The following is an 11,620-nucleotide window of genomic DNA, read 5'->3' on the forward strand; positions in this document are numbered from 1 at the left end:
ACAGATCGACGTGTAGACCCCAGGTCGAGAAAAAATGGTTAAGCGCTGTTCGGAGCGCTGAGCGGCGGTTCGAATCGCCGTCGGACGCCCTAGATAGGTGGTCATGAGCGAGCAGCGTCCCGAGCCAATCTTCAACGCGCCCTGGCCCGCCCTGTTGGCGGCCGCCTCGATCCTGCTCCCGCATATGCTGCTGCTGCGCGCCAGCGATGCGACCATCGAGTCCCTGGCCCTTGTCCCGCGCGACTTCTGGAACGGCGCCTGGACCGGGCCCGTGACCATGATGTTCGTGCATGGCGGCTGGGTTCACGCCCTGATGAACAGTGCGTTCGCCCTGGCCTTCGGCGCTCCCGTGGCCCGGCTGCTGGGACTAAACGGCCGGGGAGGGGGAATATTCTGCCTCTTCTATATAGTCAGCGGCGCGCTTTCCGGTGTCGGCTATGCCGTCATACACCCCGACAGCGCCAATGCGGTGATCGGCGCGTCCGGCGCCGTCTCGGCCCTGATGGGCGCGGCCGCCCGGACCATGGACTACGAAGGACGTATCGGGCCGATCCTTGGGCCGCGCGTCCTGTCGCTCGGCCTGGGCTGGCTGATCGTCAATCTTGTGATGGCCGTGACGGGCAGCCTTGTGACCATGGGCGCCGGCGCGGTGGCCTGGGAGGCGCACCTGGTGGGCTTCGTCGTCGGCGTCCTGCTGATTGGTCCGTTCGCCCGCTGGGCCGGTGTTCAGCCGCGAACGCCGGAAACTGATTGATCGCACGGTCTCTTTGCGAGACCCTTGTTCCCTAAAAACCATAAGGGAGAGGCGCGGTGCTGGTTTCTCAGATCCTGAAAGACAAGGGTGATCTCGTGTTCACGGCCTTCCCACAGGAGACCATCGGCGCGGCGGCCGCTCTGCTTCATACAAGACGTGTCGGGGCCATGGTGGTGGTCGACGCAGAGGAAGCCGTGGTGGGCATCCTCTCGGAGCGCGACATCGTTCGGGCCATCGCCAAGGAAGGCGCGGCCGCGCTGGCCAAGCCGGTCAGCAACTGCATGAGCACCAGCGTAGTCTTCGCCCAGCCGGACGAAACGATCGACGCCCTGCTCGAGCGCATGACCGATCGTCGGATTCGACATCTTCCGGTGATCCGGGGCGGGCGTTTGGCCGGGATCGTCTCGATCGGCGACCTCGTGAAGTACAAGATCAATGAGGCCCAGGCCGAGGCCGAGGGGCTGAAGGCCTATATCGCCGCCGGCTGAGCCGGCGGGTCCCTCTACGCCGCGAGACCGTCGAACATGGCCGCCTGCCCTGGAGGGGGGGCGGTCGTCTGGCGGCCCATCCTGGTTGAGCGACGATCGAGATCGCGGCTGCGCGTCTCCATGGCTCTATAGAGCATGCCTCTATAGAGAGAGTATCAGCCCTCGATCAGTTCGGCGCCGGCGCCTTGGGCCGCGTCGGCGATGCTGTAACCTTCCAGCACCGCGGCCGTGGCGTCGCGAGCTCGCAGCAGGGCCTCGCGCAGCGCGCAGGTGACTAGGTCCCTGCAGTCCTCGCAGCGGCGGAAGGCGGTGCGGCTGACGCAGGGCGCGAGGGCCAGAGGGCCGTCGACCAGTCGAATGATCTCGGCGAAGCTGATGTCCTGCGCCGGGCGGCCCAGGACATAGCCGCCGAACTTGCCGCGCCGGCTGGCCACCAGGCCCTCGCGCGAGAGGGACAGGAGAATGGCTTCCAGGAACTTGCGGGGAGCGTCGGCGCGCTCGGCCAGCTCGCCAGCCGTCACCTGGGTATCCGCGCGCGCCAGTTCGATCATCGCGCGTAGGGCGTAGCGGGCCTTTTGAGACAACATGGACGCCGGTCACCTTATGTAAGCGCGCCTATATATAGAGGCGGCGCCCTGGAGAGCGTTGTAGCCGAAAGGTGATGCCGGTCTCGGCGACCGCCACGCTCTCAATCTAACGCGATCGAGCCTGTTATCCGTTTCGGATGGGTCACCCGAAACGGACAGGCTCGAAGTGCTCAGCCTTCTGAGGGAGGCTTGGGGCTCGTGCAAGTCCTGGATCACATCGTTCGTGCACAGGGGAATGGTCGGTCTGGGGATGAATCCGCGATTCCCCGCTTGCCGGGTCGGGAATGGGCCTCTAGAAGCCGCCCCTCGCTTCGGGGCCACGGCCCACCGGACGAAACCTTGGCCTTCGGGGCTTGCGTTTTGGAAAGTGGATCGCTAAGTTCCGCAGCCTCAATCGAATCTCTTCTGACTTACGGCGCTCCTAGCGGCGCGCCTCGGTCACCTTTTGCGCTCTGAAGTGGCTCTGGCCTCCAAGAAAACAAAAGTGAAAAGGTTGGTTGACCTGGGAGTTCTGCTTCGTTAGAAGCCGCCCTCCAAGAAATGCTAAGGAGTTCTTCGGGGCTTTTGAGTATTTCGGACTGGTCTAGTTTTTGTTTCTTTTGAGATAAGTGCTTGACTGGTTTCGGTGGTTTCTTTAGAAGCTGCCGGCTCTGCCGAAGACCTCCGGGTTGGTTGGCGGTGAGGTCGGAAAGTTTTGAAAAAAACGATTTGACACGGAATTCGAGGTTCGCTAGATAGCCGCCTCCGCCGACACCGGGCGCTAAACGGTGCGGTCGCTCCGGCGGTTCGGGTCTTTGACATTGTTGATTTGGAAAGAGAAACGCAGGCGGCGGCGCTCTGGCGGTAGACTTTAGGTCTACCTTCGACGCTGACAAATGCGGTCTCTTGAAGACACCATGAATATCATGGACTGGAAACTTCGGTTTTCATTTCATCGATGTGATTGGGAACTCGTCAAGATACTATGCAAACCAGATACCTGGTTCTGGGTTTTCCCCCGGGACTGGAAGTCTGATGTCAATGTCAACTCAACCTGAGAGTTTGATCCTGGCTCAGAGCGAACGCTGGCGGCAGGCCTAACACATGCAAGTCGAACGGATCCTTCGGGATTAGTGGCGGACGGGTGAGTAACACGTGGGAACGTGCCTTTTGGTTCGGAACAACTCAGGGAAACTTGAGCTAATACCGGATAAGCCCTTCGGGGGAAAGATTTATCGCCATTAGAGCGGCCCGCGTAGGATTAGCTAGTTGGTGGGGTAAAGGCCCACCAAGGCTACGATCCTTAGCTGGTCTGAGAGGATGATCAGCCACATTGGGACTGAGACACGGCCCAAACTCCTACGGGAGGCAGCAGTGGGGAATCTTGCGCAATGGGCGAAAGCCTGACGCAGCCATGCCGCGTGAATGATGAAGGTCTTAGGATTGTAAAATTCTTTCACCGGGGACGATAATGACGGTACCCGGAGAAGAAGCCCCGGCTAACTTCGTGCCAGCAGCCGCGGTAATACGAAGGGGGCTAGCGTTGCTCGGAATTACTGGGCGTAAAGGGAGCGTAGGCGGACTGTTTAGTCAGAGGTGAAAGCCCAGGGCTCAACCTTGGAATTGCCTTTGATACTGGCAGTCTTGAGTACGGAAGAGGTATGTGGAACTCCGAGTGTAGAGGTGAAATTCGTAGATATTCGGAAGAACACCAGTGGCGAAGGCGACATACTGGTCCGTTACTGACGCTGAGGCTCGAAAGCGTGGGGAGCAAACAGGATTAGATACCCTGGTAGTCCACGCCGTAAACGATGAGTGCTAGTTGTCGGCATGCATGCATGTCGGTGACGCAGCTAACGCATTAAGCACTCCGCCTGGGGAGTACGGTCGCAAGATTAAAACTCAAAGGAATTGACGGGGGCCCGCACAAGCGGTGGAGCATGTGGTTTAATTCGAAGCAACGCGCAGAACCTTACCACCTTTTGACATGCCCGGACCACCAGAGAGATCTGGCTTTCCCTTCGGGGACTGGGACACAGGTGCTGCATGGCTGTCGTCAGCTCGTGTCGTGAGATGTTGGGTTAAGTCCCGCAACGAGCGCAACCCTCGCGATTAGTTGCCATCAGGTTTGGCTGGGCACTCTAATCGTACTGCCGGAGTTAATCCGGAGGAAGGCGGGGATGACGTCAAGTCCTCATGGCCCTTACAAGGTGGGCTACACACGTGCTACAATGGCGACTACAGAGGGCTGCAATCCCGCGAGGGGGAGCCAATCCCTAAAAGTCGTCTCAGTTCGGATTGTTCTCTGCAACTCGAGAGCATGAAGTTGGAATCGCTAGTAATCGCGGATCAGCATGCCGCGGTGAATACGTTCCCGGGCCTTGTACACACCGCCCGTCACACCATGGGAGTTGGCTTTACCCGAAGGCGCTGCGCTAACTCGCAAGAGAGGCAGGCGACCACGGTAGGGTCAGCGACTGGGGTGAAGTCGTAACAAGGTAGCCGTAGGGGAACCTGCGGCTGGATCACCTCCTTTCTAAGGATGCTTCTCCAGCCTCTCACGAGGCTATTGAAGCTCCAATTAGTGCGCTAGACGCACACAAATGAGCGGATCGCCGCCGTCTTCGTTTCTCTTTCCACTTGTTCTGGACCGTCGAGGTTCAGGACACGATCGCGAGCCCTGGAGCGGGTCAGACTGTTGTCTGATCTGATCTGAGCGGCCTATGGGCCCGTAGCTCAGTTGGTTAGAGCGCACGCTTGATAAGCGTGAGGTCATAAGTTCAAGTCTTATCGGGCCTACCACTCTTCCATCCTACGGATCCGCAACCGACCAGTTCCCCGCTGGGCAAGCAACTCACACCGAGTGTGAGGGGCCATAGCTCAGTTGGTAGAGCGCCTGCTTTGCAAGCAGGATGTCGTCGGTTCGAATCCGTCTGGCTCCACCATTTTTCCTCGCAATCCTCGCTACCGCTTCGCTGCTTGAGCGAGGCTAGCTGGTAGGGTTGGGAAAATCGCGATCGAGGATGATCAAGTTTGCGCTGGCTCTTGAGCCAGTTGCGAAATGACATTGTGAAGGCAGGGTTCCTCCGCCAACCGTAGCTCACCCCTGGGATACGGACCTGGTTTAAGGATGGACTTAAGAAGACATCATTGTCTGACTAAAGGTAGAGCTCATGCTCGAGGCCTTCCCGCGCGATGCGGCTAGGTCTCAAGAGGCATGGGTTTTGCTGAGAACGATCAAGCGCATAAGGGCTTCTGACGGATGCCTTGGCATTGAGAGGCGATGAAGGACGTGGCACGCTGCGATAAGAGCCGGGGAGGCGCGAGCACCCTTTGATCCGGCTATCTCCGAATGGGGAAACCCACCTTTATGGTCACCCAACTTAGTCTTGCCTTCGGGCAGGGCCAGGATTGGTTGATCAGAAGAGGTATAATGGGCTGAATACATAGGCTCCATTAAGCAAACCCGGGGAACTGAAACATCTCAGTACCCGGAGGAAAGGACATCAACCGAGACTCCCGTAGTAGTGGCGAGCGAACCGGGACCAGGCCAATGCTGTCGTGACATAAAGCTGAATGTGCTGGGAAGCACAGCCATAGTGGGTGATAGCCCCGTAAGCGTCAAATAGCGACAGACTCGAGTAGGGCGGGACACGTGAAATCCTGTCTGAACATGGGGGGACCACCCTCCAAGCCTAAGTACTCCTCAATGACCGATAGCGAACAAGTACCGTGAGGGAAAGGTGAAAAGCACCCCGACAAGGGGAGTGAAACAGATCCTGAAATCGGAAGCCTACAAGCAGTCGGAGCCACCGAGCGTGGTGACGGCGTACCTTTTGTATAATGGGTCAGCGACTTCATGTGCCGTGCAAGCTTAAGCCGTTAGGTGTAGGCGCAGCGAAAGCGAGTCTGAATAGGGCGAATAAGTACGTCGCATGACGACCCGAAACCAGGTGATCTATCCATGAGCAGGATGAAGGTAAGGTAACACTTACTGGAGGTCCGAACCGGTGAATGTTGAAAAATTCTCGGATGACTTGTGGATAGGGGTGAAAGGCCAATCAAACCTGGACATAGCTGGTTCTCCGCGAAAACTATTTAGGTAGTGCCTCGGACGTATTCCTTGGGGGGTAGAGCACTGAATGGATGCGGGCGGCGCGAGCTGTACCAATTCTAATCAAACTCCGAATACCCAAGAGAACTATCCGGGAGACACACGGCGGGTGCTAACGTCCGTCGTGAAAAGGGAAACAACCCTAACCATCATCTAAGGCCCCCAAGTACTGGCTAAGTGGGAAACGATGTGGGTTTGCTTTGACAACCAGGATGTTGGCTTAGAAGCAGCCATCATTTAAAGAAAGCGTAACAGCTCACTGGTCAAGCGAACCTGCGCGGAAAATGTAACGGGGCTTAAGCCAGTCGCCGAAGGTATGGGTGTGCACTCTGTGCACGCGGTAGCGGAGCGTTCCGTAAGCCGATGAAGGTGAGGCGTGAGCCTTGCTGGAGGTATCGGAAGTGAGAATGCTGACATGAGTAGCGATAAAGAGGGTGAGAGACCCTCTCGCCGAAAGCCCAAGGGTTCCTGCGTAAAGCTAATCTGCGCAGGGTTAGTCGGCCCCTAAGGCGAGGCCGAAAGGCGTAGTCGATGGGAATCAGGTGAATATTCCTGAACCAGTTGGAAGTGACGGATCTGGTAAATTGTCGGGGCTTATTGGATTGCTCCCGGCAGTGAACAGGTCCCTGGAAATAACTCCAACGGAGACCGTACCCGAAACCGACACAGGTGGGCAGGTAGAGTATACCAAGGCGCTTGAGAGAACTGTGCTGAAGGAACTCGGCAAATTGCACGCGTAACTTCGGGATAAGCGTGACTCTCTTTTGGGCAACCAGATGAGAGTGGCACAAGCCAGGGGGTAGCGACTGTTTATCAAAAACACAGGGCTCTGCGAAGCCGCAAGGCGACGTATAGGGTCTGACGCCTGCCCGGTGCCTGAAGGTTAAAAGGAGGGGTGCAAGCTCTGAATTGAAGCCCAGGTAAACGGCGGCCGTAACTATAACGGTCCTAAGGTAGCGAAATTCCTTGTCGGGTAAGTTCCGACCTGCACGAATGGCGTAACGACTTCCCCACTGTCTCCAGCACAGGCTCAGCGAAATTGAATTCCCCGTGAAGATGCGGGGTTCCCGCGGTCAGACGGAAAGACCCTATGAACCTTTACTGCAGCTTCGCCTTGGCGTTAGCAACAACATGTGTAGGATAGGTGGGAGGCTATGAAACCGGGGCGCCAGTCTCGGTGGAGCCATCCTTGAAATACCACCCTTATTGTTGTTGACGTCTAACCGCGGCCCGTTATCCGGGTCCGGGACATGGCGTGGCGGGCAGTTTGACTGGGGCGGTCGCCTCCCAAAGTGTAACGGAGGCGCGCGATGGTGGGCTCAGACCGGTCGGAAATCGGTCGTCGAGTGCAATGGCATAAGCCCGCCTGACTGCGAGACTGACAAGTCGAGCAGAGACGAAAGTCGGCCATAGTGATCCGGTGGTCCTGCGTGGAAGGGCCATCGCTCAACGAATAAAAGGTACTCTAGGGATAACAGGCTGATTTTGCCCAAGAGTCCATATCGACGGCAAAGTTTGGCACCTCGATGTCGGCTCATCACATCCTGGGGCTGGAGCAGGTCCCAAGGGTTCGGCTGTTCGCCGATTAAAGTGGTACGTGAGCTGGGTTCAGAACGTCGTGAGACAGTTTGGTCCCTATCTGCCGTGGGTGTACGAGACTTGAGAGGATCTGTCCCTAGTACGAGAGGACCGGGATGGACACACCTCTGGTGGACCTGTCATGGCGCCAGCTGTGCAGCAGGGTAGCTAAGTGTGGAATAGATAACCGCTGAAAGCATCTAAGCGGGAAACTAACCTCAAAACAAGGTCTCGCTGAGAGCCGTGGAAGACCACCACGTTGATAGGCCGGGTGTGGAAGTGCGGCGACGCATGGAGCTTACCGGTACTAATAGCTCGATAGGCTTGATCGTTCTTCAGTCAAACCCATGCAATCGCATGGCTCTACTTCAGACACTGATGTCTTCTTCACAATCCTCATCCCAACGGGCGTGATCCCTGAGGGATGAGTGATATCCTTTTCGCTGACCTGGTGGCTTTGCCGGGGGTTCCCCACCCGATCCCATTCCGAACTCGGTCGTTAAGTCCCCCTGGGCCAATGGTACTTCGTCTCAAGGCGCGGGAGAGTAGGTCGCCGCCAGGTCCGCCAAAAGGATATCAAACCCCAAGTCCAAAACCCTGCATCACAATCTCGAAACACCCTGACGCGGGGTGGAGCAGCCCGGTAGCTCGTCAGGCTCATAACCTGAAGGTCACAGGTTCAAATCCTGTCCCCGCACCCAAGGCCTATACCGTAACACCACACACCCTGTCCGCGCGCGGATAGGGCTTTTTTGTACCTAGACGTGCAATCACCGGTGGCATAAACGCAACGCTCGCCGCCTGAAGCGCGAATTTTTGTGGACTTCGCCGCCTTACAGCCGATTTTCTCCGTTCAAAGCCCATAGCGCATGGCGCGGTTTTGCGTCATGACTTCCGTCGGAAGGACGCGGGCCGACTATCAGCCCGTCGATTGAGGTGTTTGAGGATAATATGGCGAACGGTGTCGTTAAGTGGTTCAACCCGGCCAAGGGCTTTGGTTTCATTCAGCCCGAGGACGGCGGCCAGGACGTGTTCGTCCACATCGCCGCGGTTGAACGTTCGGGCCTGGCGGGCCTGAATGAAGGTGACCAGGTCAATTACGAGCTGGAAGAAGATCGTCGCTCGGGCAAGACCTCGGCCGGCAACCTGCGCGTCACGGGCCAAGGCGCCGTGCCGGCCGGTGGCGCGCGTGGTGGTCCCGGTGGCGCGCGTCCGCCGCGCAGCTTCGACGCCCCGCGTGGCGGCGGCTACGGCGGCGGTGGCGGTGGCGGCGGTGAAGCCGGCACGGGCGTCGTGAAGTGGTTCAACACCACCAAGGGCTTTGGCTTCATCCAGCCGGACAACGGCGGTGGCGACATTTTCGTGCACATCTCGGCCGTGGAACGCGCCGGCCTGCGCGGCCTGAACGAAGGCCAGCAAGTCGGTTACGAGCTTGAACAGGACCGCCGCTCGGGCAAGACCTCGGCCGGCAACCTGCGCATCCTCTAAGACGCGCTCGCGAAAGGGCCGCCCGGACGGACGGCCTTTTCAGACACTTTTGAGGGGCCCCGCCGACGGTAAACGTCGGACGGGGCCTTTCGGCGTCTTGGACAAGCTTCAGCAGAGGCCTTCCTGGCGCCATCCGATCATGAAAAAGGCCGCCCTAGATGGGCGGCCCTTCAATATTCCGGACGTGGTCGAGGTTGGCCGTCAGGTTGCCGGGCGCGCCCGCTCCGACGCCGCCTGGTTCACGCTGAGCGCCGTCAGGTTGACGATGCCGCGCGCCGTGACGCTGGGCACCAGCACGTGCAGCGGCCTGCTCATGCCCAGCAGGATCGGGCCGACCAGCAGAGACTCCGTGGCGGCGCTGAGCAGGGTCAGGGCGATGTTGGCCGCGTCGAGCGTCGGCATGACCAGCAGGTTGGCCGAGCCCTTGAGCGGGCTGTCGGCGACCATGCGATCCCGCAGGTGCTGGCTGAGGGCGGCGTCGGCGTGCATCTCGCCGTCCACCTCGAGATCCGGCGCCTGCTCGCGCAGGATGGCCAGGGCCTCGCGCATCTTGCGGGCGGTCGGCGAGTTGCTGGCGCCGAACGAGGAATGCGAGAGCAGGGCGGCCTTGGGCGTCAGGCCGAACCGTCGCACGGCCTCGGCCGCCAGCTGGGTGCATTCGGCGACCTGTTCGGCGGTCGGATCGACATTCACATGGGTGTCGCAGAAGAACAGCGTGCCGTTGTCTAGGATCAGCGTCGACAGGGCGTAGACGCGGCTGACGTTCTCGCGGCGCGGAATGATCGGCAGGGCGTAGGTCATGTGCTGCCACCAGTCGCCGCTGCCGCCGACCAGGGCCGCCTCGACATAGCCCGACGATAGCAGCATAGAGGCGGCCACGGTGCGGCGACCCTCGACACGACGTTCGGCGGCCGTCGGCGGCACGCCGCGCCGACCCACCAGCTTCTGGTAGTCGGCGACTAGCGGCCCGAACAGATCCCTGTCGGTGTAGGGATCGACGATCTCGACCTTGCCGCCGAGGTCCAGGCGCAGGCCCATCTCGGCGACCTTGGCCTTGATCACCTCGCGGCGGCCGACCAGCACGGGGTGGGCCAGGCCTTCGTCGACCACGGTCTGGACGGCGCGCAGCACGCGCTCGTCCTCGCCCTCGGCATAGGCCACCTTGACCGGGGCCTTGCGGGCCCGCTCGAACACCGGGCGCATCAGCTGGCCCGAGCGGTAGACGAACAGCTCCAGCTCGGCCTGGTAGGCTTCGAAGTCGGTGATCGGCCGGGTGGCCACGCCGCTGTCCATGGCCGCCTTGGCGACGGCCGGCGCGATCTGCAGGATCAGGCGCGGGTCGAACGGCTTGGGGATGATATATTGCGCGCCGAACACGGGGGCGACGCCGCCATAGGCCGTGGCCACGACTTCGGAAGCCTCGGCGCGAGCCAGTTCGGCGATCGCCTCGACGGCCGCGACCTTCATCGCCTCGTTGATCTCGCTGGCGCCGACATCCAGCGCGCCGCGGAAGATGAAGGGAAAGCAGAGGACGTTGTTGACCTGGTTGGCGTAGTCGCTGCGGCCGGTGGCCATGATGGCGTCGGGGCGGGCGGCGTAGACGAGTTCGGGCAGGATTTCCGGCTCGGGATTGGCCATGGCCAGGATAAGCGGGTTCGGCGCCAGCAGCGGCAGCCACTCAGCCTTGAACACGCGCGGGGCCGACAGGCCCAGGAAGATGTCGGCGCCGGCGATCACCTCGGACAGGGTGCGAGCGTCGGTCTGGCGCGCATAGCGGGCCATGTTGTCGAGCATGTCGTCGTCGCGACCGGCGTACACGACGCCCTTGATGTCGGTCAGGGTGACGTTCTCGACGGGCAGGCCCATCGAGACCAGCAGGTCGACGCAGGCCAGGGCCGCCGCGCCCGCGCCCGAGGTGACCAGCTTGACGTCCTTCAGCATCTTGCCCTGGACGAGCAGGGCGTTGCGGACGGCGGCGGCGCAGACGATGGCGGTGCCGTGCTGGTCGTCGTGGAAGACCGGAATGTTCATCCGCTCGCGCAGCGTGCGCTCGATGATGAAGCACTCGGGGGCCTTGATGTCCTCGAGATTGATGCCGCCGAAGGTAGGCTCCAGCGCCGCCACCACCTCGATGAAGCGGTCGGGATCGTCGGCGTCGACCTCGATATCGAAGACGTCGATGCCGGCGAACTTCTTGAACAGGACGGCCTTGCCCTCCATCACCGGCTTGCTGGCCAGCGGACCGATATTGCCCAGGCCCAGCACGGCGGTGCCGTTGGAGATCACGGCCACCAGATTGCCGCGCGCGGTGTAGTCGCGGGCCTTGTCGGGATCGGCGGCGATGGCCTCGCAGGGCGCGGCGACGCCGGGGGAGTAGGCCAGGCCCAGGTCGCGCTGGGTGGCCATGCGCTTGGTGGCCTCGATAGCCAGTTTCCCGGGCCGCGGCAGACGGTGATAGTCCAGGGCGGCTTTACGGAAATCCTCGTCCATAGATCGTTCCTCTGGGCGGCCTGCGCGGCGCGTTGGCAAGCGTGACGGCCGAAGGGGATATCGGCTTCGGCGGCCGTCACGCGTCTTGGTTTTTGATCGGCGCCTGACTTTCGGACAGGCGCCAGCGGCTTCATCTCACTGC

5 protein-coding genes, 3 tRNA genes, 3 rRNA genes and 1 pseudogene are annotated in these 11,620 nt (G+C 60.5%); 10 read left to right on the top strand and 2 right to left on the bottom strand.

All coding sequences use genetic code 11. From position 1 onward, the window contains the following. The first annotated feature begins 103 nt into the window (after window positions 1-103). Window positions 104-754: a rhomboid family intramembrane serine protease gene (locus tag ACW175_RS05245; protein WP_492103576.1), complete on the top strand. Its 651-nt coding sequence runs from the start codon at window positions 104-106 to the stop codon at window positions 752-754. Between the two features lie 56 nt (window positions 755-810). Then, window positions 811-1,242, top strand: coding sequence for a CBS domain-containing protein (locus ACW175_RS05250; protein WP_492103577.1), 432 nt, complete (start codon window positions 811-813; stop codon window positions 1,240-1,242). A 155-nt stretch (window positions 1,243-1,397) separates the two neighbouring features. On the opposite strand, the gene ACW175_RS05255 is transcribed toward ACW175_RS05250, so the two are convergent. Next, window positions 1,398-1,829 (bottom strand): RrF2 family transcriptional regulator, encoded by a 432-nt coding sequence (locus ACW175_RS05255; protein ID WP_492103578.1) that lies wholly within the window; start codon window positions 1,827-1,829, stop codon window positions 1,398-1,400. A gap of 1,029 nt (window positions 1,830-2,858) precedes the next feature. On the opposite strand from ACW175_RS05255, the gene ACW175_RS05260 reads away from it, so the two are divergent. The 8 genes and pseudogenes from ACW175_RS05260 to ACW175_RS05295 all read left to right on the top strand — a co-directional run bounded on the left by ACW175_RS05260 (window position 2,859) and on the right by ACW175_RS05295 (window position 8,988). Next, window positions 2,859-4,344, top strand: a 16S ribosomal RNA gene (locus ACW175_RS05260). 189 nt (window positions 4,345-4,533) lie between these two features. Further along, a tRNA-Ile gene (locus tag ACW175_RS05265) sits at window positions 4,534-4,610 on the top strand. Between the two features lie 67 nt (window positions 4,611-4,677). Beyond that, window positions 4,678-4,753 (top strand) — tRNA-Ala (locus tag ACW175_RS05270). 290 nt (window positions 4,754-5,043) lie between these two features. Then, window positions 5,044-7,832: ribosomal RNA gene (locus ACW175_RS05275) — 23S ribosomal RNA — on the top strand. A gap of 115 nt (window positions 7,833-7,947) precedes the next feature. Beyond that, window positions 7,948-8,062, top strand: a 5S ribosomal RNA gene (rrf, locus tag ACW175_RS05280). The 16S, 23S and 5S rRNA genes sit together here with 3 tRNA genes alongside, the layout of an rRNA operon. A 62-nt stretch (window positions 8,063-8,124) precedes the next feature. Next, a tRNA-Met gene (locus ACW175_RS05285) sits at window positions 8,125-8,201 on the top strand. Window positions 8,202-8,451: 250 nt separating this feature from the next. Next, a pseudogene (locus tag ACW175_RS05290) lies at window positions 8,452-8,655 on the top strand (cold-shock protein); the annotation flags it as partial. A gap of 138 nt (window positions 8,656-8,793) precedes the next feature. Beyond that, window positions 8,794-8,988, top strand: coding sequence for a cold-shock protein (locus ACW175_RS05295; RefSeq protein ID WP_233206781.1), 195 nt, complete (start codon window positions 8,794-8,796; stop codon window positions 8,986-8,988). Window positions 8,989-9,189: 201 nt separating this feature from the next. Here the strand turns inward: ACW175_RS05295 and ACW175_RS05300 are convergent, their stop codons facing one another. Beyond that, window positions 9,190-11,478, bottom strand: coding sequence for an NADP-dependent malic enzyme (locus ACW175_RS05300; RefSeq protein ID WP_492103579.1), 2,289 nt, complete (start codon window positions 11,476-11,478; stop codon window positions 9,190-9,192). Window positions 11,479-11,620 lie beyond the last annotated feature (142 nt).

It is taken from the genome of Caulobacter sp. FV1ye6ST (genome assembly GCF_058681225.1).